The sequence below is a fragment of the Catellatospora bangladeshensis genome, assembly GCF_016862575.1.
GTDB classification, from domain to species: domain Bacteria; phylum Actinomycetota; class Actinomycetes; order Mycobacteriales; family Micromonosporaceae; genus Catellatospora; species Catellatospora bangladeshensis.
Window position 1 is genome coordinate 93812 of sequence record NZ_BONF01000004.1, and the last position, 21249, is coordinate 115060.

General features: G+C 72.9%; 19 protein-coding genes. 10 read left to right on the top strand and 9 right to left on the bottom strand.

What is annotated here, in order from left to right; translation table 11 throughout:
• Position 1 precedes the first annotated feature (1 nt).
• Positions 2–460 carry a nuclear transport factor 2 family protein gene (locus Cba03nite_RS02200; protein WP_203741105.1) on the top strand — a complete coding sequence of 153 codons (459 nt, stop codon included), beginning with the start codon at positions 2–4 and terminating at the stop codon, positions 458–460.
• A 114-nt stretch (positions 461–574) separates the two neighbouring features.
• On the opposite strand, the gene Cba03nite_RS02205 is transcribed toward Cba03nite_RS02200, so the two are convergent.
• Both Cba03nite_RS02205 and yczE read right to left on the bottom strand, forming a co-directional pair.
• The gene (locus Cba03nite_RS02205) at positions 575–1684 is read right to left on the bottom strand and encodes a ScyD/ScyE family protein (RefSeq protein WP_203741107.1); all 1110 of its coding nucleotides are present in this window, start codon (positions 1682–1684) and stop codon (positions 575–577) included.
• A gap of 214 nt (positions 1685–1898) precedes the next feature.
• A complete protein-coding gene (gene yczE, locus Cba03nite_RS02210; RefSeq protein WP_373315713.1) occupies positions 1899–2588 on the bottom strand; it encodes a membrane protein YczE in 690 nt (229 codons plus the stop codon).
• A 115-nt stretch (positions 2589–2703) separates the two neighbouring features.
• Here yczE and yczR point away from each other — a divergent pair, with 115 nt between their 5' ends.
• Positions 2704–4155, top strand: coding sequence for a MocR-like transcription factor YczR (gene yczR / locus Cba03nite_RS02215; protein WP_203741109.1), 1452 nt, complete (start codon positions 2704–2706; stop codon positions 4153–4155).
• A gap of 75 nt (positions 4156–4230) precedes the next feature.
• Here yczR and Cba03nite_RS02220 read toward each other — a convergent pair whose 3' ends face one another.
• Positions 4231–6054, bottom strand: a complete 1824-nt coding sequence (locus Cba03nite_RS02220; RefSeq protein ID WP_203741117.1) for an AMP-dependent synthetase/ligase — start codon at positions 6052–6054, stop codon at positions 4231–4233.
• 147 nt (positions 6055–6201) lie between these two features.
• Positions 6202–6834: a TIGR03085 family metal-binding protein gene (locus tag Cba03nite_RS02225; RefSeq protein ID WP_203741119.1), complete on the bottom strand. Its 633-nt coding sequence runs from the start codon at positions 6832–6834 to the stop codon at positions 6202–6204.
• A 205-nt stretch (positions 6835–7039) separates the two neighbouring features.
• On the opposite strand from Cba03nite_RS02225, the gene Cba03nite_RS02230 reads away from it, so the two are divergent.
• Together Cba03nite_RS02230 and Cba03nite_RS02235 are read left to right on the top strand one after the other, a co-directional pair.
• On the top strand, positions 7040–8833 hold the full coding sequence (locus tag Cba03nite_RS02230) for an ABC transporter ATP-binding protein (RefSeq protein WP_203741385.1): 1794 nt from the start codon (positions 7040–7042) through the stop codon (positions 8831–8833).
• A gap of 65 nt (positions 8834–8898) precedes the next feature.
• Positions 8899–10629, top strand: a complete 1731-nt coding sequence (locus Cba03nite_RS02235; protein WP_203741392.1) for an ABC transporter ATP-binding protein — start codon at positions 8899–8901, stop codon at positions 10627–10629.
• Between the two features lie 146 nt (positions 10630–10775).
• On the opposite strand, the gene rpsD is transcribed toward Cba03nite_RS02235, so the two are convergent.
• Positions 10776–11384 (bottom strand): 30S ribosomal protein S4, encoded by a 609-nt coding sequence (gene rpsD, locus Cba03nite_RS02240; RefSeq protein ID WP_203741128.1) that lies wholly within the window; start codon positions 11382–11384, stop codon positions 10776–10778.
• Positions 11385–11463: 79 nt separating this feature from the next.
• Between rpsD and Cba03nite_RS02245 the strand changes: the two genes are divergently transcribed.
• Entirely contained in the window at positions 11464–11928 is a 465-nt protein-coding gene (locus tag Cba03nite_RS02245; RefSeq protein WP_203741130.1) for a hypothetical protein, read from the top strand.
• Here Cba03nite_RS02245 and Cba03nite_RS02250 read toward each other — a convergent pair.
• From Cba03nite_RS02250 to Cba03nite_RS02265, 4 genes are all read right to left on the bottom strand, one after another.
• Complete coding sequence (locus Cba03nite_RS02250; RefSeq protein WP_203741132.1) at positions 11883–12500, bottom strand: TetR/AcrR family transcriptional regulator; 618 nt, start codon at positions 12498–12500, stop codon at positions 11883–11885. The genes Cba03nite_RS02245 and Cba03nite_RS02250 overlap by 46 nt on opposite strands.
• 107 nt (positions 12501–12607) lie before the next feature.
• Complete coding sequence (locus Cba03nite_RS02255; protein ID WP_203741134.1) at positions 12608–13336, bottom strand: ABC transporter permease; 729 nt, start codon at positions 13334–13336, stop codon at positions 12608–12610.
• Entirely contained in the window at positions 13333–14094 is a 762-nt protein-coding gene (locus Cba03nite_RS02260; RefSeq protein WP_203741135.1) for an ABC transporter ATP-binding protein, read from the bottom strand. Before Cba03nite_RS02260 ends, Cba03nite_RS02255 begins: the two co-directional genes overlap by 4 nt.
• A 528-nt stretch (positions 14095–14622) precedes the next feature.
• Positions 14623–16824 carry a hypothetical protein gene (locus Cba03nite_RS02265; RefSeq protein WP_203741136.1) on the bottom strand — a complete coding sequence of 734 codons (2202 nt, stop codon included), beginning with the start codon at positions 16822–16824 and terminating at the stop codon, positions 14623–14625.
• 266 nt (positions 16825–17090) lie between these two features.
• Here Cba03nite_RS02265 and hisI point away from each other — a divergent pair, with 266 nt between their 5' ends.
• The 5 genes from hisI to trpC all read left to right on the top strand — a co-directional run bounded on the left by hisI (position 17091) and on the right by trpC (position 21240).
• Positions 17091–17474 (top strand): phosphoribosyl-AMP cyclohydrolase, encoded by a 384-nt coding sequence (gene hisI, locus Cba03nite_RS02270; protein WP_203741393.1) that lies wholly within the window; start codon positions 17091–17093, stop codon positions 17472–17474.
• Positions 17471–19024 (top strand): anthranilate synthase component I, encoded by a 1554-nt coding sequence (locus Cba03nite_RS02275; RefSeq protein WP_203741137.1) that lies wholly within the window; start codon positions 17471–17473, stop codon positions 19022–19024. The genes hisI and Cba03nite_RS02275 overlap by 4 nt, the downstream gene beginning before the upstream one ends.
• Positions 19021–19419 (top strand): Trp biosynthesis-associated membrane protein, encoded by a 399-nt coding sequence (locus Cba03nite_RS02280; protein WP_203741138.1) that lies wholly within the window; start codon positions 19021–19023, stop codon positions 19417–19419. Before Cba03nite_RS02275 ends, Cba03nite_RS02280 begins: the two co-directional genes overlap by 4 nt.
• On the top strand, positions 19403–20200 hold the full coding sequence (locus tag Cba03nite_RS02285; RefSeq protein WP_203741139.1) for a spermidine synthase: 798 nt from the start codon (positions 19403–19405) through the stop codon (positions 20198–20200). The genes Cba03nite_RS02280 and Cba03nite_RS02285 overlap by 17 nt, the downstream gene beginning before the upstream one ends.
• Positions 20201–20382: 182 nt before the next feature.
• Positions 20383–21240 (top strand): indole-3-glycerol phosphate synthase TrpC, encoded by an 858-nt coding sequence (gene trpC / locus Cba03nite_RS02290; RefSeq protein WP_203741395.1) that lies wholly within the window; start codon positions 20383–20385, stop codon positions 21238–21240.
• Positions 21241–21249: the final 9 nt, after the last annotated feature.

Consider the following 21249-nt stretch of genomic DNA (forward strand, 5'->3'; position numbering starts at 1 on the left):
CATGGCCACGACCGTCCTGCCCGACCTCACCGACACGTCCGCCCTCTACCTGTCCGTCCAGCAGTTCTACGCCCGCCACATGCACCTGCTCGACTCCGGCCGCGCCCGGGAGTGGGCCGGCACCTTCACCCCCGACGGCACCTTCACCGCCCCCGGCCTCGACGCGCCCGTCCGCGGCCGCGCCGCCCTCGCCGCCGCCGTCGAGCAGACCCACGCCCGCCTCGCCGCCTCCGGCGAGACCCACCGCCACTGGCACGGCATGGTCTGGGTGACCCCCGGCCCCGACGGCACCGCCCACGTCAAGTGCTACGGCATGGTCATCGCCGTGGACCCCGCCGGCACCCCCCGCCTCCACCGCCACTGCCTCTGCGAAGACGTCCTCACCCCCGCCCCCGCCGAGCCCGAAGGCTGGCTCGTCGCCTCCCGCCACGTCACCCCCGACGCGGCCCCGACCCCCTAAACGGCGACGATCTTGCGTGAACTGTGGGGACGACACGCCCCTTCCGGGCATATCCCTAACAGTTCACGCAAGATCGTCGCGATCTTGGAGCGGCCCGCGCGGGGCCGGGGTGGGTCAGGCGGGGAGGCGGAGCTTGATGACGGCGCCGTCGGTGGGGCGGACCGAGCCCGTCGTGAGGTAGGCGTTGCGGCCGCGGATCGCGATGCCGCCGGGGTGGTCCACCTTGTCGAGGATCAGCTCAGGTGCGCCGCCGCCCTTCTTGATGCGCATCAGGGCGCCGACGCCGCGGCTCGGGCCGAACATCGAGGTGTGCGTGAACTCCAGCGCGTACAGGTCGCCGTTGGGGGCGAACGCGATGTCCACGACGGTGGTCAGGCCCTCGGCGTACACCGTGGGCTCCTGGCCGGGCACGACCTTGAAGATGCGGGCGCTGCCCTGCGTGAACGGGCGGCCGGTCAGCTCGGCGACGTAGAACGCGCCGTCGCGGTAAGCCACGCCCATCGGCACCGACTGCATCGGCAGCATGGTCCCGGCCGGCATGTTGAACGCGGGAGGCGCGGGCATCTGCCGGTCACCGAACGCGGCCAGCGTGCTGACCTGGCCCTGCGGGGTGACGAACAGCAGCGAGTTGCCGCCCGCGTCGGCCACGGCCGCGCCGCCGCGCCCGAAGGCGACCGACTGCGCGTTGGAGTCCAGCTCGCCGCCGTCGGGATTGTGCGCCGCCTCCCAGCCCGCGATGTCGGCGATGCGCTCGGTCTTGAGCTTGAGCGTGTACCAGTCGCCGCTGAAGTCCCGGCGCACCGACAGCAGGCGGCCCATCTCCCGGCCGGGGTCGGGCAGCGTGTCACGGTTGGCGGGGGCCTCGCTCAGGCCGATGGTGAGCAGGCTGCGGCCGTGGCGGTTGAACGCGATGTCGTTCGGGCCGATCGCCTCGGTGCCGTCGGGGCCGGCCAGCGAGGGCAGGCCGGTGAGCACGCGGGTGAGCGAGCCGTCGCGGTCGAGGCGGGCCAGCGCGCCGGTCGCCCCGAGGCAGCCGATGCCCTGCGGGCGTGGCAGGCACACCGGGTTCGGCGCGCCGTCGGCGCCGCGGCCGGCCTCGGTGACGTACAGCACGCCGTCGTTGTCGAAGGCGAGGCCGCGCGGGTTGCTCAAGCCCGTGTAGAGAACGGTCACGTCAGGGGCGGCCGCCCCCGGCGTGCCCTGGGCGAGCGTGGAGAGAATCACGGCAGACGCTACGGCCAGCCGTTTCATGGTCACGAACACGGTTGCCTCCGGCAGGCAGGGTCAAGTGTCCGTACCAATAAAACCCATTTAGCCACATTTGCCCTGCTCGACGCGCCCGGCGTCCCATGGTGATCGTCCGACTTGCCAGGCAGACGGGCGAAAGGCGGGCCAAGATACGCCCAAGTGCCCGGCAAGTCGGACGATCAAGGCGCGGTCACGCCGGGGCGGGCTCGGCGACGGCGGCGGGGGTACGCGGGGCGCGGGGCGCGACGGTGAGCATGGGCAGGAAGAACTGCGCCAGCGGGCCGATGGCCAGCGCGTAGAGGACGGTGCCGATGCCGACGGTGCCGCCGAGCAGTGCGCCGGTGGCCACGACGCCGACCTCCAGCACGGTGCGCCAGCCGCGCAGCGACCAGGTGCGGGCGGCGAGCCCGGTCATCAGCCCGTCGCGCGGGCCGGGGCCGAGATTGGCTCCAATGTAGAGGCCACTGGCGAAGCCGCAGAGCACGATGCCGCCGATCATGAAGGCCCACCGGGTCACGATGTGCGAGGGCTGCGGCAGCACCTGGTTGGCCGCGTCCACGACCAGGCCGATCACCACGATGTTGGAGACGGTGCCCAGGCCCGGCCGCTGGCGCAGCGGGATCCAGCACAGCAGCACCAGCGCGCCGACGATGATCAGCACGGTGCCCACGCTGAGGCCGGTCCGGTGCGCCAGGCCCTGGTGCAGCACGTCCCAGGGTTGGTTGCCGAGGTGCGCGGCCAGCATCAGGCTGATGCTCAGGCCGTAGCCGGCCAGGCCGGCGTAGAGCTGGAACAGGCGTCGGGGGAGCCGCTCGCGCAGCGGCATCGGGGCGGGTCGGCGGCTCGGGGCGGCCCGGCGCTGGGTCGCATCGATTGGCATCGTCACTGGCTTGCTTGCGCCTGTCATGTCTGCCAGTCTGGAGGCCAATAGGAGTGCTTGAAAGGGCCAATCCCGGAGGAGTGGCCTTACCGGGCTCGGGGACCAGGAGGCCAGGATGTCCGTCTCGGTACGCGGCACGCAGCTCGCCCGGCTGCTCGGGCGCTGGCACGCGCTGCCCGCCCGCCGTCGCAGCCCCGACTACGCCGCCCTGGCCTCGGCCGTGCGCGGCCTGCTCGCCGACGGCCGGCTGGCGCTGGGTGTGCGGCTGCCCGCCGAGCGCGAGCTGGCCGAGGCGCTGGAGATCTCCCGGACCACGGTCAGCGCGGCGTACCGCGAGCTGCGCGAGACCGGCCACCTGACCAGCCGCCGCGGTGCCGGGAGCTGGACCACCCTGCCCAACGGGCACCGGGTGGCCAGCAGCGGCCTGTGGATGGCCGACGACGACCTGGACCTGATCGACCTGAGCTGCGCCGCGATGGGTGCGCCGGAGCCGATGCTGGCGGCGGCGCGGGAGGCGGTCGAGGATCTGCCGCGCCACCTGGCCGGGGCGGGTTACCACCCGAGCGGCATCACCGAGCTGCGCGAGGCCGTCGCCGACTACTACACCGAGCGCGGCCTGGCCACCAGCCCCGAGCAGATCATGATCACGAACGGCGTGCTGCACGCGCTGGACCTGATCCTGCGGCTGCAGGTGCCGGTCGGCGCGTCGGTGCTGGTCGAGTCGCCGACCTACCCGAACGCGCTGGCCGCGCTCGCCGGGCGGCGGGCCCGGATCAGCACGCACGGCCTGGACGAGGCGGGCTGGGACGCCGAGCTGCTGCTCGGCGCGCTGCGGCAGACCCGGCCGAGCCTGGCCTATCTGATCCCCGAGTTCCACAACCCGACCGGGCACCTGATGCCCCCGGCGCTGCGCGAGCAGCTCGTCGCCACCGCCCAGCGCACCGGCACCGACCTGGTCATCGACGAGTCGTTCGTGGACCTGGCGCTGGACGGCCAGCCGATGCCGCCCGCGGTGGCCTCGTTCGACCGGCACGGCCGGGTGCTGACCATCGGCGGCATGAGCAAGCCGTTCTGGGGCGGGCTGCGGGTCGGCTGGATCCGCGCCGCGGCGCCCATCGTGCAGCGGCTGGCCGCGGTCCGGGTCGGCGTCGACACCGCGGGCCCGGTGCTGGACCAGCTCGTCGCGGTCCGGCTGCTGGCCCGCTCCGGCGAGGTGATCCCGGCCCGCCGCGCCCAGCTCGCCGCGCAGCGCGACGCGCTGGTCGAGGCCGTACGCGAACACCTGCCGAGCTGGCGGATCACCGTGCCGTCGGGCGGCGTGACGCTGTGGGCCGAGCTGGACGGCCCGGTGTCCAGCGCGCTGGCGCGCGCGGTGGAGCCGCTGGGCGTGCGCCTGGCGCCCGGTCCCCGCTTCGGCGTGGACGGCACCCTGGAGCGCTTCATCCGGCTGCCGTTCACCCAGCCCGTCCCCGAGCTGGTGGAGGGCGTCCGCCGCATCGCCGCCGCCCGCTACGACCTGGACCGCACCGGCCGCCCGCAGTGGAGCGAGCCCGCCCTCATCGCCTGAGCGCACAAAAACGCAGGGGCGGCTTGTGGCCGCCCCTGCGTACCTCACTCGTGGGAACGAGCAGCCCCCGCCGGGTCAGATTTCGACGAGGGAACCCTCGTACATTCTCTCGATTTCCGACGAGAAATTGGTCTCCACCGTGCGTCGCTTCAGCTTCATCGAGGGGGTGATCTCCCCGTGCTCGATGGTCAGGTCGCGCGGCAGAATGGTGAACTTCTTGATGGTCTCCCAGCGGTTGAGCTTCGCGTTCAGCTCGTCCACGTGCCCCTGCACCATGGCGGCGGCCTCGGCCGAGCCGACGATCTCGTCGTACGGGCGGCCCTCCACCGAGGTGCCCGCGGCCCAGCCGGTGATCGCCTCGGGGTCGAGGGTCACCAGCATCGTGCAGTAGTTGCGGGCGTTGCCGATGACCAGCACCTGCGAGGTGTACGGGCACAGCGCCTTGAACAGCCCCTCGATGTGGCTCGGCGCGATGTACTTGCCGCCGGACGTCTTGACCAGGTCCTTCTTGCGGTCCGTGATCTTGAGGAAGCCGTCGGCGTCCAGCTCGCCGATGTCCCCGGTGCGGAAGAAGCCGTCCTCGGTGAACACGCTCGCCGTCTCGCCCGGCAGGTTGTGGTAGCCGCGCATCACCGGCGCGCCGCGCAGCAGCACCTCGCCGTCGGTGTCGATGCGCACCTCCAGGTCGCCCAGCGGCTGGCCGACGGTGCCGATCTTCAGCTGGCCGGGCCGGTTGACGAAGTTGCCGGCGCTGGACTCGGTCAGGCCGTAGCCCTCGGAGATGGGCAGGCCCGCCGCCGCGAAGAACTCCGCGATCGGCACGGACAGCGCGGCCGAGCCGGACACCATGTAGCGGATGTTGCCGCCCAGACGCGCGTGCAGCTTGCTGAACACCAGCTTGTGCGCGATGCCGTACTTGCGCATCAGCCCGCCGGGGACCGGCTTGCCGGCCTGCTCCAGGGCGACCTTCGCGCGGCCGGTGCGCAGCGCCCAGGCGAAGATCTTCGCCTTGAGCCCGCCGGCCGAGGTGGCCTGGGTGACGACCTTGTTGTAGACCTTCTCGAAGATGCGCGGCGCGGCGCACATCAGCGTCGGCCGGATCAGGCTCAGGTTGTCGATGATCTTCTCGACCCGGCCGTCGACGTACGTCGGCACGCCCACGTGGATGATGCCGCAGATCAGCGTCTTGCCGAACGAGTGCGACAGTGGCAGCCAGAGGAACTGCAGGTCGCTGGGGAGCAGCACGCCCACGTCGGACTGCGCCACGCCCTCCCAGCACCAGCCGCGGTGCAGCAGCTCTACGCCCTTCGGGCGGCCCGTGGTGCCGGAGGTGTAGATCAGGGTGGCCAGGCCGTCCGGCTCGATGGCGGCGACCAGGTCGTCGACCAGGCTCGGCTGCCCGGCCAGCACCTCGGCGCCCCGCCGCTCCAGCTCGGCGAGGGTGAGCTGGGGGATCGCCGCGGCGGGGTCGGCCGCGCCGTCGATCAGGATGACGTGGGTCAGCGACGGCACCGCGGCCGGGTTCATCTTCGCGGCCTGGGCCGGGTTCTCGGCGATCAGCACCTTGGAGCCGGAGTCGGCCACGATGAAGCAGGCGTCCTCGGGCTCGGTGGTCGGGTAGACCGTGGTGGTGGCCGCGCCCGAGCACATGATGCCCAGGTCCGCGACGATCCAGTCGAGGCGGGTGTTCGCCAGGATGGCGACGCGCTCCTCGCGGCCGACGCCGAGGGTGGTCAGGGCGGCGGCGATCGCCTTGGCTCGGTCGGCGATCTGGGCCCAGGTGTACCAGACCGGCGCGTCGTTCGCGTCGGGGGCGCCGAAGGCGCGCGCGTCGGGGGAGGCGGCGACGCGCTGCAGGAACATGTCCGGGATGGACCGGTAAGGCACGTTGATGGTCATAAGTCAGGCCGCCTTGGGGGTAGGCAAGAGTGACGGGGGACACGTTTAACTTGGGTGTTACCGAAGGGTAATGCTGCTGACGGGTAGTGGGAACCCCTCGGGAAGATCTTTCTGCCCTGGCCGGGTGGGCTTTCGCTGACCGGAGGCTCAGGCGCCCAGCCGCGCGGCGCGCAGCCGGGCGGTGTGCGCGGCGGGCCCGTCCACGCTGGCCCGCGCGTGCCCCTGCCGGCCGAACAGGAACATGAGCAGCTCGCCCGGCTCGCCGGTGAGGTTGACCGGCTGGGTGCCGGGCCGTCCGGTGACCATCGTGCCGTGGCCCGGCGCGATCACCCGCACCTGCACGGGATAGCGCCGCAGCACCAGCGCCGCCCGGCGGCGGGCCTGCGTCCACAGTGCCGCCGAGAGCCCCGGATCGAGCTTGCGCGGCAGCCACCCCGGCACCGCCCGGCGTACGTCCTCGTGGTGCACGAACATCTCGGACAGGTTCACCAGCTCGTCCAGCGGCGCCAGCCCCGCCGGGCTCCACCGGGGCGGGGTGCGCAGCTTGTCCAGCAGGGCGCCGAAGTCCTCGGCCGCGATCTCGCGCTGCACCCGCTCGGTGCGCCCGGCCAGCCGCTTGATCAGGATGCCGGCCGCCGCGTCCAGCCGCCGCTCGCGCAGCACCAGGTGGGCCAGCAGATCGCGCACGGTCCAGTCGCCGCACAGCGTGGGCGCGTCGGGTCCGGCCTCCGCCATCAGGTCGGCCAGCGCTAGCCTTTCGGCGAAGGCGTACCGGGTCATGTCGGCGATCCTACGTATCCGCCCGGAGGTGTGACGCCCCGCACAGGGCATACCCGCTCGCCTGCGGTAGTTCCTTTCGGTAAGGATAGGAAGCCAAGCTAATTACTTACCGAGCCGAGCAACGGGGATGACATTGGCAGGGGAAGAGGCCGGGGCCAAACCCGAGATCACCGGGCGTGACGTGCTGGCCCGCGGCGCGCGGGTGATGTGGCGCGGGATCCGCGACGAGCCGCGCCGGTTCACACTGGCCGTCACGGGCAGCTGCCTGTTCGGCGCGCTGGTCATCGGCCAGGCGCTGGTCGTCGGCTGGGTGGTGGACACGCTGGTCGCGCCGGCGACCACCGGCGGCGACGTCGCCACCGGCGCGATCGCGCTGTGCGCGACGGTGCTGATCGCCATGGGCGTGGGCCGGGTGTTCGGCATCTTCGGCCGACGACTGGGCGCGGGCTTCATGCAGTTCGCGCTGCAGGCCCGCTACCGCCACGAGGTGACCCGCCGCTACCTGCAGCTGCCGCTGTCCTGGCACCAGCGCCACCCCACCGGCACCCTGCTGTCCAACGCGAACTCCGACGTCGAGGCCGCCTGGTTCCCGGTGGCGCCGCTGCCGTTCGCGGTGGGCACCGTCTTCATGCTGTTCGTCGCGGTGACCGTGCTGTTCGCCATCGACTGGGCGCTGGCCCTGGTCGGCCTGGTCGTCTTCCCGGTGCTGTTCGTGATGAACGTGATCTTCTCCCGCCGGATGGCCCCCCGCCAGGCCCGCGCCCAGCACATGCGGGCCGAGGTCGCGGCGATCGCGCACGAGAGCTTCGACGGCGCGCTGGTGGTCAAGACCATGGGCCGCGAGGACCTGGAGACGCAGCGCTTCGCACGCCGCGCGGGCGAGCTGCGCGACGCCCTGATCAGCGTCGGGCGGCTGCGTGGCCTGTTCGACCCGCTGATGGAGTCGCTGCCGTTCCTGGGCACGCTGCTGGCGCTGCTGGTCGGCGCGTGGCGGCTCGACGCGGGCGCGATCGACCTGCAGCAGCTGGTCCAGGTGACGTTCCTGTTCACCGTGCTGGCGTTCCCGGTGCGGGCCATCGGCTGGGTGCTGGGCGACCTGCCCCGCTCGGTGGCCGGCTGGGACCGCGTCGAGCAGGTGCTGCGCTCCACCGGGCAGATGCCGTACGGCGCCGAGGCGCTCACCGGCGCGGGCGCCGCCCAGCTGCGCTTCGAGCACGTCGACTTCGCGTACGAGCCCGGCCAGCCGGTGCTGCGCGACGTCACCTTCACCGTGCCGGCCGGCAAGACGGTCGCGCTGGTCGGGCCGACCGGCTCCGGCAAGTCCACCATCGCCACCCTCGCCGCGCGGCTGCTCGACCCGGACGGCGGGCAGGTGAGCCTCGACGCCGCCGACGCGCGCACGCTGACCGCGGCCTCGCTGGCCGACACCGTCGCGCTCGTGCCGCAGATCGCGTTCGTCTTCGACGACACCGTGCGCGGCAACGTCGCGCTGGACCGGCCCGGCGTGGACGAGGACCGGGTGCGCCACGCGCTGGCCACCGCGCAGGCCGACACGTTCGTCGCGCGGCTGCCCGAGGAGCTGGACACCCAGCTCGGCGAGCGGGGCACCTCGCTGTCGGGCGGCCAGCGCCAGCGGCTCACGCTGGCCCGCGCGCTGGCCGGGCAGCCCCGGCTGCTGGTGCTCGACGACGCGACCAGCGCCGTCGACCCCCGGGTGGAGGCCCGCATCCTCGCCTCCCTGCGCGGCGCGGCGCAGGCGACGACCATCCTGGTGGTGGCGTACCGCCGGGCCACCATCGCGCTGGCCGACGAGGTCGTCTACATCGAGTCCGGTCGCGTGGTCGCGTCCGGCACGCACGAGCAGCTGCTGGCGAGCGTGCCCGGCTACATCGAGCTGGTCACGGCGTACGAGAAGGCCGAGGAGGAACGCGAGCGGGAGCACGTCTACGACGCCGACGGCGACGCGGAGACCTCTGTAGAGGGAGGAGTGGCAGCGTGACCGCGGGGGCCATCTCGGAGGGCAGGCACGAGTCGGCGTGGGCGACGTTCCGGCGCGGGTTCGCGATGTCGCCGGAGCTGAAGGCGGGCCTGGCGGGCACGCTGGGCCTGGCGCTGATCGCGATGATCGGGCGGGCGGCGGTGCCGGTCGCCGTGCAGCAGGGCATCGACAAGGGCCTGGGCGTGCAGACCGGCCACCTGGACATGGGCGTCGTGGCCACCGTCGTCGCGATCACCGCGGCGATCCTGGTGATCACCACGACCTGCGGCTACCTCATGATGCGGCGGCTGTTCACGGTCAGCGAGACCGCGCTGGCCAACATCCGGGTGCGCACCTTCCGCCACATCCACGACCTGTCGATGCTGCACCAGCAGTCGGAGCGGCGCGGCACCATGGTGTCCCGGGTGACCAGCGACGTCGACTCGATCACGCAGTTCATCCAGTGGGGTGGCGTGATCCTCATGGTCAACGGCGGCCAGCTGGTGGTCACCACCATCGTCATGGCCGTCTACTCGTGGCAGCTCACGCTGGTGGTGCTGGCCGCGTTCGTGCCCGCGGTGATCGTGATCAAGGCGTTCCAGAAGCGGCTCGCCGAGGCGTACCAGGTGAGCCGCCGGCGCATCGGCGTCATGCTGGGCGCCATCTCGGAGTCCGTGGTCGGCGCCCCGGTGATCCGGGCGTACGGCATCTCGGCGCGCAGCGGCGCGAAGCTGTCCGAGACCATCGACGACTACCAGCGGGCCCAGCGCCGCGCCCTGAGCATCAGCGTGACCAGCTTCTCCACCGGCGAGATCGCGGCGGCGGTGGCGCTGGCCGCGGTGGTGGTCGTCGGGGTCAAGCTCGGCGTGGCCGGGCAGATCACGCTCGGCGAGATGACGGCGTACCTGTTCCTGGTCACCCTGTTCATCCAGCCCGTGCAGATCGCCACCGAGGTGCTCAACGAGGCGCAGAACGCCGTCGCGGGCTGGCGGCGGCTGCTCGACGTGGCCGACCTTCAGCCCGACGTGGCCGACCCGGCCGAGCACGGCGTCGACCTCCCGCCCGGCCCGCTGGACGTCAGCTTCGATCACGTCAGCTTCAGCTACCCGGTGGACGGCGCGCCCGGCCCACGGGTGCTGCACGACGTGCATCTCGACATCGCGGCCAAGACCAAGGTCGCCGTGGTCGGCGAGACCGGCAGCGGCAAGACCACGTTCGCCAAGCTGCTGACCCGCCTGATGGACCCGTCCGAGGGCCGGGTGCTGCTGTCCGGCACCCCGCTCACCGACGTGCGCTTCAGCTCACTGCGCAGCCGCGTGGTGATGGTCCCGCAGGACGGCTTCCTCTTCGACGCGACCATCGCCGAGAACGTCCGCTTCGCCAAGCCCGACCTGTCCGACGAGGACCTGGCCCGCGCCTTCACCGACCTGGGCCTGCACGACTGGGTCCAGGGCCTGGCCCACGGCCTCGAAACCCCCGTCGGCGAACGCGGCGAGGCCCTCAGCGTCGGCGAGCGCCAGCTCGTCGCCCTGGTCCGCGCCTACGTAGCCGACCCCGACCTGCTCGTCCTCGACGAGGCCACCAGCGCCGTGGACCCCGCCACCGAGGTCCGCCTCCAGCGCACCCTCGACGCGGTCACCCGCGGCCGCACCACGGTCGCCATCGCCCACCGCCTCTCCACCGCCCAGTCCGCCGACGAGGTCCTCGTCGTAGACAAGGGCGTCGTAGTCCAACGCGGCCCCCACGAAACCCTCCTGACCCAGGAAAACTCCATCTACGCCAAGCTCTACGCCAGCTGGCTGGAACAAACCCGCTGACCCCGCCCCGCCCGCCCCCCTCCCGCGTCGATCTTGCATGAACTGTGGGTGCGACACGCCCATATAGGACATATCATTAACACTTCGCGCAAGATCGACGCGATCTTGGCCGGCGGCGCGGCGGGGTGGCGGGCCGGCGGGGCGGGTTAGCGGGAGTAGAACTCGACGACGAGTTGCTCGTCGCAGATGACGGGGATTTCGGCGCGGAGGGGCTCGCGGGTGAGGACGGCGCGGAGGTCCGACAGGCTGACCTCTAGGTAGGGGGCCGTCGGGCCGTCGATGTGCGCGCCGGCGGCGGCGATCTGGAACGGCGGCTTGGTGCGGCTGCGGTCGCGGACCGTGATGGCCTGCCAGGGCTTCACGCGGTACGACGGGCGGTCGACCTTCTGGCCGTCGACGGCGATGTGGCCGTGCGCGACGGCCTGGCGGGCCTGGTAGATCGTGCGGGCGAAGCCGGCGCGCAGCACGAGCGCGTCGAGGCGGCACTCCAGGGCGATGAGCAGGCTCTCCCCGGTCTTGCCCGCGCCGCGGGCCGCCTTGTCGAACTGGTTGCGCAGCTGGGTCTCGCTGATGAAGTACTGGTGGCGCAGGCGCTGCTTCTCCAGCAGCCGGACCTGGTAGTCGGAGGGCTTTTTGCGGGCGCGGCCGTGCACGCCCGGCGGGAAGGGCCGGCGCTCGAAGTACTTGACGCACTTGCGGGTCAGCGGGATGCCGAGCGCCCGGGACAGCTTCGCCTTGGGCCGCGCTTGGTTCACGAGGGTGCCTCCAACGTCCAACGGTTATAGGTTAGGCTCACCTAACGAAGGTAAGCCTAACCGACGTTGGAGGTATGCCGTGCCGCACCCCGCCCAGATCGCCCGGACCCTTGCCGCGGGCCGCCTGCCCGGTGTCGCGCAGGTCCCGTACCACTCCAGCCCGTACCGGGTGCGCCACGCGACCGACCAGGCAGGACGGCCGCTGCTGCTGTGCCGCGAAGGCGGCCGGCTGGACGGCGCGCTGACCCCGCGCGAGGGCGACGACACCGCGGTGGTGCTCGCCGTGGGCGAGGTGCGCGATGCCCGGGTGTGGATCTCCGGCTGGGCCACCGCGCTGGAGGACATCGAGGCCAGGGCGGCGGCGCTGGAGTTCGCCGCGGTCAACCCGGTCAGCGACCTGCTCGACGTGGGCCGCGGCTTCCGGCTCTACCGCATGGACGTGGCCGAGGTGCGGCTGGAGTGCCCCGCCGGGCACCTGACCGAGGTCGACGCGGACGACTACGCGGCCGCGGAGCCGGAGCCGTCCAGCTCGCCGGTGAGGTAGCGCTGCAGGGTGGGGCCGACCGCGGCGACCACCTGCTCGGGCGGCAGCGAGGCCAGCGGCTCGAGCTTCATGAGGTAGCGCATCATGGCCAGCCCGGCGATCTGGCTGGCCACCAGCGACGCGCGCAGCGGCGCCTGCGCCGGGTCGAGCCCCAGGTCGGCGACCACCCGGCGCAGCACCTGCGTGGTCAGGAACTCGCGCAGCAGCTTCATGCTGAGGTCGTTGCTCATCGCGGTGCGGATCACGGAGACCCCGATGGCGCCCACCGGCGAGTCCCAGATCGTCACGAACAGCCGTACCAGCCGCATCCCGGCCTGTTCGGCCCCGCCCGCGGTGACCTCGCCGATCATCTCGGACGGTGCCATCGGGAACTGCATCACCGTGACGAAGAGCTGCTCCTTCGTCCCGAAGTAGTGGTGCACCAGGGCCGGATCGACCTGCGCCTCGGCCGCGATGGCACGCATCGTCGCCGCGTCGAAGCCCTTCTCCACGAACAGCCGCCGCGCCGCGGCCACGATGGCCTCGCGGGTGTCGGGATTGCCCGGCCGGCGCCCGGTGCGGATGCGCTTCATCTGGTCCTTCCCCACGGCTCGTGCGCCGGCGGGCCACTGGCGTGGCCGCGCCGGCGCACGGACAGGTCCGTCCCGGTGATTCTCCCGGACCGGACCGTCTCAGCCGATCAGGGGGTACGCCGCCGGAGCGTGCCCGCCGCGGCGGCCAGCGAGACCACCACCGCCCCGGCCACGATCGCGAAGTCGCGCCACATGGTGCCGGTCGGCTCGGCGTGCGCGCCGACCTCCTGCAGCGCCTCGACGGCATACGTCAGCGGCATGACGTCGCTGAGCGCCTGCAGCCAGCCCGCCATCTGGTCACGCTGCACGAACAGCCCGCACAGCAGCAGCTGCGGCACCGCGAGCACCGGCATGAACTGCACCGCCTGGAACTCCGTCTTGGCGAACGCGCTGGCCAGCAGGCCCAGCGCCATGCCCAGCACGGCGTTCGCCACGGCGATCATGATGACGTAACCCGCACCACCCTGCGTGTCCAGATCGAGCAGCAGGTACGCCAGCGCGGCGGCCAGCGACGCCTGCACCGCGGCGGCCACCCCGAACGCCAGGCCGTACCCGAACAGCAGGTCGGTCTTGCGCAGCGGCGTGGTCAGCAGGCGCTCCAGCGTGCCGGTGGTGCGCTCGCGCTGCATCGCGATGCTGGTGATCAGGAACATGATGATGAACGGGAAGACGCCCAGCATGATCAGGGCGATCCGGTCGAAGACGAACTCCTGCTCCTGGTACATAAAGTAGAGCAGGGTGAGCAGCAGCGTCGGCACCGCCACCAGCATCGCCACGGTGCGCCGGTCGTGGCGCAGCTGGCGCAGGATGCGGCCCGTGGTGTGCAGCAGGATCATGCCGGGACCTCGCTCGCGGACTCGCCGGCGCGCGGGCCGGGCACGGCCGGCTCCTGGCGCCGGATCAGGGTGAGGAAGGCCTGGTCCAGGTCGTCCGTGCCGGCGGCGGCCTTGACCGCGGCGGGGGTGTCGTCGGCGATCAGCGCGCCCTCGCGGATCAGCAGCAGCCGGTCGCACCGGTTCGCCTCGTCCATCACGTGGCTCGACACCACCAGCGTCGAACCGGCCTGCGCCATGTCGCGGAACTGCGCCCACAGCTCGTCGCGCAGCACCGGGTCCTGCCCGACCGTGGGCTCGTCCAGGATCAGCACCTTCGGCCGCCCGACGACCGCGCACGCCAGCGAGGCCCGGCTGCGCTGCCCGCCGGACAGGTTCCCGACCAGCTGCCCCGCGGCCGCGGCCAGGCCCACGTCGCGCACGGCCGCGTCGGCCTCGGATGCGCTCAGCCCGTAGAGCGCGGCGAAGTAGCGGGCGTTCTCGCGGACGGTCAGGTCGGCGTACACGCTGGGGGCCTGGGTGAGGTAGCCGATCTGCTTGCGCAGCTGCGCGTCGCCGGCCGGGCGGCCGAGCACGGTCACCGTGCCCGACTTCACCACCTGCACGCCGACGATCGCGCGCATCAGCGTCGTCTTGCCGCTGCCCGACGGCCCGAGCAGGCCGGTCACGCTGCCCTCCGGGATCGTGCAGCTCAGGCCGTGCAGCACCGGCCTGGCCCCCCGGTGTACGACGAGGTCGGCGACCTCGATCGCGGATGCCATGGGCGTCCTCCCTGTAATTCAACACTGATGAAATACAAGCTAAGGGCGGCTCCGGCGGTGGTCAAGTGGCGTTTGTCCGCGGGCAAGATCGCCATCTCGTGTCGAAACCTGCGGTCTGGCCAAGGGTTCGGACACGAACTCGCGATCATCGCGTGGCCGACGCGGCCGCCGCGCCGGGAAGGTCCGGATTGCACCGGCCGCCGGTCGGCTCCAGCAGCGGTCAAGTGGTGTTGTCCGGGGCAAGATCGCGGGTTCGTGTCGAAAGGCGCGGTCTGGCTGAGGAATTGGACACGAACTCGCGATCATCGCCCGGCTGACCCGGCTGACCCGGCTGACCCGGCTGACCTGGCTGCCGCGCCGGGAAGGTCCGGAATGCGCCGCCCGGTTCCGGTGGAGATCCGTTTTTGTGGACGCTAGGCGTCGCCAGGGCAACGCTGGGCGTCCACAAAACGGATCTTCGCGCGCGACGGGCCCGGAGACGGCGCCGCCGCGCGCCCCGGCAGCGGGACGCGCGGCGGGCATCGTGTTTCAGAGAGCCAGTACGCGGTCGAGGAAGTTCTTGTAGCCGCGCATGGCGATCCGCATCGCCTCGGTGTCCGGCGTCGCCGTGCCCCGGCGCGGGTCGACGTCGCCCTGCTCGGCCAGCAGTGACGCGGCCAGCGCCGCCACCGCCTCGTTGACCAGCTCGTGCGCGTCGTTCAGCGCCGCCTCCGGCTCGTCGACGAACCGGGACTGCACCTCGCGCCACGCCTCGCGGAACCGCTGCGCCTGCGCGGGCTCCCATACCGCGATGGGGTTCTCGGCCACGTCCCCCGGCCGCAGCGCGGTCGCGGTCGGCGCGACCAGCGCCAGCTCCCGCTCCTCTGCGGGCTCCCCGGCCGCGGCCGCCACCGGCAGCACGTCCACGCCCGGCCCCCCGGCCGGCGCGTCCAGCTCCATCTCCGCGTCCACCACCTCGTCGTCGGCCTCGGCCGGCTCCTCGGCCGCTGGGCCGCTCGCCGCGACGGCGACCTGCTCGGCCTCCGCCTCCGACTCGGGAGTCTCCGCGGCGGCGGTGTCCTCCACAGCCGCCTCCGCCTCGGGGGCGTCCAGTTCTACAGCCTCGGCGTCGGGTGCGTCTGCTTCGGCCTCGGCGTCCGCCGCTGCCTCGACCATGGCCTCGCCGTAGCTCACCACTTCCGGCACCTCGTCGCCGTCCGCTTCGGCCTCGGGCGCGTACGCGCTTCCGGTCGCCGCCTCCGGCGCGTCCTCCTCGGCCTCAGCCTGCGTCGCCACTTCGCCGTAGGACTCCTCGGCCGCGTCGGTCACCGCTTCGGCGATGACCTCGTCATCGGCCTCCCCATCCAGCTCGTCCGCGGCCTCGGGGCCCTCCGTGGCGTCGGTCGTTGCTTCAGGAGCGTCGGTCTCGTCGCTCACGGCCTCGGGTGCCTCGTCAGCGTCAGCGTCAGCGGCGGCCTCGGCGTCCGGTGCTTCGTCCGCCTCCGCCTCGTACACGTCCTCGCCGTCCGCCTCTGCCTCCGGGGATTCGCCCGCCTCGGCGTCGCTCACGGCCTCGGGCGCGTGGTCGGCGTCGCCCTCCGAGTCCAGGCCGTCTTCGTCCGCTTCAGCGCTGTCCCCGGCTTCCGCCTCGACATCGGCCGAGGTCTCGGCCTCAGGGGCGTCCTCGTCGTCGGCCTCCCCGTCCACGTCGGCCTCCGCAGCGACCTCCCCGTCGGCTTCGGCCGCGGCCTCTACCGCCTCGTCGCTGTCGGCTTCGGCGTCTACGTCGGCTGAGGTGTCAGCCTCCGGCGCGTCGCCGGCCACGGTCTCCACCACCACGTAGTGCTCGGCCGCTGCCGCGTCGTGGCTGTCGGCTTCCGCGTTCACGTCGGCCGAGGTGTCAGCCTCCGGCGCGTCGCCGGCCCCCGCCTCCTCCACCGCCACGTCGTGCTCGGCCCCCGCCGGGTCGTCACCGTCGGCCTCTGCGTCCACCTCGGTCGCGGCCTCCGCCTCCGCCACGTCGCTGTCGGCCTCAGCCTCCACCGCGTCGTCGCTGTCCGCCTCCGCCACGACGTCGGCCTCCGCCATGACGTCGGCCTCCGCCTCGGGCGCGTCATCGCCGTCAGCCTCCGCGTCGCCGTCAGCCTCCGCGTGGAGGGCTTCATCCGCCTCGGACTCAAGCGGCGCGTCCCATCCCGGCTCCGCGTCGAGGCTCTCCGCCGACTCCGCCACGGGCTGCACGGACTCGTCGCCTTCCGCGTCGGCGGCTTCGTCCGACTCGGCAACAGGCTCCGCGGCGTCGTCGTTCTCCGGGTCGGCGGCCTCGTCCGCCTCGGCCTCGACCTGCGCGGTGTCGTCGGTCTCCGCGTACGGGCCGTCCTCGGCCGCCGCGTCGAGCGCCTCGACGGTCTCCGCCTCAGCCGGGTCCCCGGCCTGCGCGTCGGGCACCTGCTCGGTATCGGCCGCGACGACGGCGTCCCCGGCCTCGCTCGCTTCGCCGGACATCGCGTCGTCCGCCTGCGCGTCGGGGGTGTCGTCGGTCTCGGCCTGGGGCTCGTCGGTGCCGGCCGGTGGGGCGACGGTCGGCAGCTCGCTGGTGGTCTCCAGCAGGGCGGCCCGCTCCTGCGGGCTCAGCTGGAGAGTGGGCTCCTGCTCCTCCTCCGCCTCCGCCTGCGGCGCGGGCTGCGGGGGTACGGGCGGGATGAAGGCGGGGATGCGTGGCGGCAGCGGGGCGAAGTGGGGGTTGGTCATGCGAACCTCGGCTCTCGCGCGGTGGGGTACAGCGCCACGACGGGCGCTCGCGGGGATGCGGGCAACCTACCGCCGGGCACCCCGGCCGCGCGTCATCCCAGCGGCCGAAACTGTGACCGGGGCCACCTCGATCACTCGACTTGCCTGGCAATCGGCGGTATGCGCGGCCAAGATACGCCGATGTGCCAGGCAAGTCGGGCGATCATGAGGCAACAGGTGAGACGCCCGCCGCACCGGCGTGTCGATGTGATCAGCGGTGGGGGAGAATTCGCGGTGTGTCAGGGACCGAGCAGCTGGATCCGCGCATCGCGGCCCGTCTGAAGCGCGACCGCGACGGGCTCGTCGCGGCGGTGGTGCGCCAGTTCGACACCGGTGAGGTGCTGATGCTGGCCTGGATGGACGACGAGGCGCTGCGCCGCACGCTGTCCACGGGCCGGGCGACGTACTGGTCGCGCAGCCGGGGGGAGTACTGGGTGAAGGGCGCGACCTCGGGCCACCACCAGTTCGTGCGCTCGGTGGCGCTGGACTGCGACGGGGACGCGCTGCTGGTGAGCGTGGACCAGGTCGGCCCGGCGTGCCACACCGGCAGCCGGACCTGCTTCACCGACGAGCTGGAGATCACCGCGGAGCGCCAGGAGATGACGGCATGAGCAACGCCGCGAGCAGCGGGGCGGTCAGCCCGGACCTGGCCGGTTTCCGCGCGCGGGCGGCCCGCCGCCGGGTGGTGCCGGTGACCCGCCGGCTGCTGGCCGACGCGGAGACGCCGGTGGGGGTGTATCGCAAGCTGGCGGGCGGTCCGGGCACGTTCCTGCTGGAGTCGGCGGAGCAGGGCGCGGGCGCGGCCGGCACGGCCTGGTCGCGCTACTCGTTCATCGGGGTGCGCAGCCTGGCGACGCTGACCGAGCGGGACGGGCAGGCGCACTGGCTGGGCAGCCCGCCGGACGGCGTGCCGGTGACCGGCGACCCGGTGGCCGTGCTGCGGGACACCGTGGCCGCGCTGACCGGCGACGACGCGGGGGACGAGGACCTGCCGCCGCTGACCGGGGGACTGGTCGGCTTTCTGTCGTACGACCTGGTGCGCCGGTTCGAGCGGCTGCCCCGGCTGGCCGAGGACGACCTGCACGTGCCGGAGCTGGGGCTGTTCCTGGCCACGGATCTGGTGGTGCTGGACCACTTCCTGGGCCAGGCGATCGTGGTGGCCAACGCGGTGCTGCCCGAGCACGCCGACGCCGAGCAGGTCGCGGCGGCGTACCACCATGCCATCGGGCGGCTGGACGCGATGACGACCGCGCTGTCCCGGCCGACCCCGCCGATGATCTCGACGGTGCAGCGGGTGCGGCCCGCGGAGCTGGTGTCGCGCACCCCGGCGGGGGAGTTCGGCAAGGCCGTGGAGGTGGCCAAGGAGGCGATCCGGGCCGGGGACTGCTTCCAGATCGTGGTGTCGCAGCGCTTCGAGGCGAAGAACGACGCCGACCCGCTCGACATCTACCGGGTGCTGCGCGCGACCAACCCGAGCCCGTACATGTACCTGCTGCGCTTCGACGACTTCGACATCGTCGGCTCGTCCCCCGAGGCGCACGTGAAGATCACCAAGGGCGACGACGGGGTACGCCGGGGCCTGCTGCACCCGATCGCGGGCACCCGGCCCCGGGGCGAGTCGCCGGAGGCGGACGCCGCGCTGGCCGCGGAGCTGATCGCCGACCCGAAGGAGCGCTCCGAGCACGTCATGCTCGTCGACCTGGGCCGCAACGACCTGGGCCGGGTGTCGCGCGCGGGCACGATCGAGGTGCCGGAGTTCGCCATGGTGGAGCGCTACAGCCACGTGATGCACATCGTGTCGACGGTGGTCGGGGAGCTGCGCGCGGACTGCACGGCGCTGGACGCGCTGGCCGCGACGTTCCCGGCGGGCACGCTGTCGGGAGCGCCGAAGGTGCGCGCGATGGAGATCATCGAGGAGCTGGAGCCGACCCGGCGCGGCCTCTACGGCGGCACGGTCGGCTACTTCGGCTTCGGCGGCGACCTGGACATGGCGATCGCGATCCGGACCGCCCTGCTGCGCGGCGGCACGGCGTACGTGCAGGCGGGGGCGGGCGTGGTGGCCGACTCGGACCCGGCGTTCGAGGAGCAGGAGACCCGGAACAAGGCGATGGCGGTGCTCGCCGCGATCGCCACCGCGCAGACCCTCCAGGCGGCCCGATGAGCACCCCCGACACGGCTGCCCAGCCGCACGCCGCCGACGGCACATCCGTCGCGAACGGCCTGGCGGGGGCCGCGGACGTGGCGAACCTCGCGGAGGCGGGCGCTCCGGTGGACGCCGACGACGCGAAGCGCGCCGCGGTGCGGCGTACCCGCATGATCGTTCTTGCGGGCCTGGCCGTGCTGGTGCTGTTGTGGTTCGTGCCCGGGGGGTCGGTGTCGTGGGTGCGGCCCGCGGTGCTGGCGCTGGCCGCGGGCGTGGTCGCGGTCTGGTACTGGCGGCGCAGCGGCGATCACGCGCGCCGCACCGCCGCCGCGGAGCCGCGGGTCGAGGACACCCGGGACCTGTGGGACGCGCTGGACCGGGGCGAGGACCTCACCGATGATCCGCGGGTCTGACCGGGCGCTGATCGTCCGGGTCGACACGGGCACGGCCGAGCTGATCCCCGACCCCGACCTGCCCGACGCGTGGCTGCTGCGGCTCAACGGCACCGCCCAGTCGCACGTCAACCTGAACGATCCGACGCTGATCGCGTTCGACTACATCCGCCGCTTCGCCGACGTGATCGAGGCGGTGTGCCCGCCCGGCCCGCTGGACGTGCTGCACCTGGGCGGGGGAGCGATGACCCTGCCGCGCTGCCTGGCGGAGATGCGGCCGGGCAGCGCCCAGACGGTGGTGGAGCTGGACCGGGCGCTGTCCGAGCTGGTCGCCACCCGGCTGCCGGTGACGCAGGACGGCATCGAGCTGGTGACGGCCGACGCACGGGCGGCGCTGGAGCAGGCCGAGCCGGCCTCGGCGGACGTGATCGTGGCCGACATCTTCACCGGCGCGAAGGTGCCCCCGCACGTGACCACGGTCGAGTTCGCGCGGGCGGCGCGGCGGGCGCTGCGGCCGGGCGGCTGGTATCTGGCCAACGTCATGGACCTGGCCCCGCTGATGTTCGCCCGCCGCCAGGCCGCCACGCTGCGCGAGGTGTTCGGCGAGGTGGCGGTGGTGGCCGACGCCGCGCTCCTGCGCGGGCGCGGCACCGGCAACCTGCTGCTGGTCGCCGGGGACGATCCGGCGGGGGTACGCGCGCTGGTGCGGCGCATCGCCGCCGACCCCACCCGGGCCCGGGTCGAGCACGGCCCGCGCCTGGCGGAGTTCGTGCGGAGCGTGCGCCCGCGATGGGATGAATGAATGTCCCAGGTCCGGTGATCGGACGTCTGTGCATGCCTGAGCAGCCAGCGGGTCGTCCATCGCACGTCACCGGGTGCGGCATTATGCACTAGCCCATCAGGTGAGGCACGCCATACCCCGTTCACCTTGCGCGTGCGGCGGGTGCCTAGCATCTGCCCATGGCATCCGACGAGCTGAGCAGCATGGAGCCAGGCGAGCCGGCCCCGAGCGCATCGATGCGAGACCACGGCGGCAGCGTGCTCGACGAGATCATCGCGGGGGTCCGTGAGGACGTCGAGGCGCGCGAGCGCCTGGTCTCCATGGACGAGATCAAGAAGCGCGCGGCGGCGGCCCCGCCGCCCCTGGACGCGTACGCGGCGCTGCGCCGCGCGGGCGTCGGCGTGATCGCCGAGGTGAAGCGCTCGTCGCCCAGCAAGGGTGCGCTGGCGGAGATCCCCGACCCGGCCGAGCTGGCCGCGGAGTACGAGGCGGGCGGTGCCCGCGCGGTCAGCGTGCTGACCGAGGGCCGCTGGTTCGGCGGCTCCCTGGACGACCTCGCGGCGGTCCGCGCCCGCATCGGCATCCCGGTGCTGCGCAAGGATTTCGTCTGCTCGACGTACCAGGTGCACGAGGCGCGCGCGTTCGGCGCCGACCTGGTGCTGCTGATCGTCGCGGCGCTGGAGCAGAAGGTGCTGTCCGGGCTGCTCGACCGCATCGAGTCGCTGGGCATGACCCCGCTGGTCGAGGTGCACACCGAGGAAGAGGCCGACCGCGCCCTGGAGGCCGGCGCCCGCGTCATCGGCGTGAACGCCCGCAACCTGCGCACACTGGAGGTGGACCGGTCGGTGTTCGAGCGGATCGCGCCCGGCCTGCCCAACAGCGTCGTCAAGATCGCTGAGTCGGGCGTCCGGGGTCCGCTGGACCTGATCAAGTACGCCTCGGCGGGTGCCGACGCGGTCCTCGTCGGTGAGGGCCTGGTCACCCAGAAGAGCCCGCGCGACGCGGTCGCCGAGCTGGTCAACGCGGGCAACCACCCCGCGACGCCGCGCCCCGCCCGCTGACGCGGACAC

What these genes read in the sequence shown, in the direction of transcription:
- Cba03nite_RS02200 (WP_203741105.1), top strand. Translation starts at nt 2, where the DNA reads ATGGCCACGACCGTCCTGCCCGACCTCACCGACACGTCCGCCCTCTAC.
- Cba03nite_RS02250 (WP_203741132.1), bottom strand. Translation starts at nt 12,500, where the DNA reads ATGAAGCGCATCCGCACCGGGCGCCGGCCGGGCAATCCCGACACCCGC.
- Cba03nite_RS02285 (WP_203741139.1), top strand. Translation starts at nt 19,403, where the DNA reads ATGATCCGCGGGTCTGACCGGGCGCTGATCGTCCGGGTCGACACGGGC.
- yczE (WP_373315713.1), bottom strand. Translation starts at nt 2,588, where the DNA reads ATGCCAATCGATGCGACCCAGCGCCGGGCCGCCCCGAGCCGCCGACCC.
- trpC (WP_203741395.1), top strand. Translation starts at nt 20,383, where the DNA reads ATGGAGCCAGGCGAGCCGGCCCCGAGCGCATCGATGCGAGACCACGGC.
- Cba03nite_RS02265 (WP_203741136.1), bottom strand. Translation starts at nt 16,824, where the DNA reads ATGACCAACCCCCACTTCGCCCCGCTGCCGCCACGCATCCCCGCCTTC.
- Cba03nite_RS02280 (WP_203741138.1), top strand. Translation starts at nt 19,021, where the DNA reads ATGAGCACCCCCGACACGGCTGCCCAGCCGCACGCCGCCGACGGCACA.
- Cba03nite_RS02235 (WP_203741392.1), top strand. Translation starts at nt 8,899, where the DNA reads ATGTCGCCGGAGCTGAAGGCGGGCCTGGCGGGCACGCTGGGCCTGGCG.
- Cba03nite_RS02225 (WP_203741119.1), bottom strand. Translation starts at nt 6,834, where the DNA reads ATGACCCGGTACGCCTTCGCCGAAAGGCTAGCGCTGGCCGACCTGATG.
- yczR (WP_203741109.1), top strand. Translation starts at nt 2,704, where the DNA reads ATGTCCGTCTCGGTACGCGGCACGCAGCTCGCCCGGCTGCTCGGGCGC.
- Cba03nite_RS02275 (WP_203741137.1), top strand. Translation starts at nt 17,471, where the DNA reads ATGAGCAACGCCGCGAGCAGCGGGGCGGTCAGCCCGGACCTGGCCGGT.
- Cba03nite_RS02260 (WP_203741135.1), bottom strand. Translation starts at nt 14,094, where the DNA reads ATGGCATCCGCGATCGAGGTCGCCGACCTCGTCGTACACCGGGGGGCC.
- Cba03nite_RS02255 (WP_203741134.1), bottom strand. Translation starts at nt 13,336, where the DNA reads ATGATCCTGCTGCACACCACGGGCCGCATCCTGCGCCAGCTGCGCCAC.
- Cba03nite_RS02230 (WP_203741385.1), top strand. Translation starts at nt 7,040, where the DNA reads ATGTGGCGCGGGATCCGCGACGAGCCGCGCCGGTTCACACTGGCCGTC.
- Cba03nite_RS02220 (WP_203741117.1), bottom strand. Translation starts at nt 6,054, where the DNA reads ATGACCATCAACGTGCCTTACCGGTCCATCCCGGACATGTTCCTGCAG.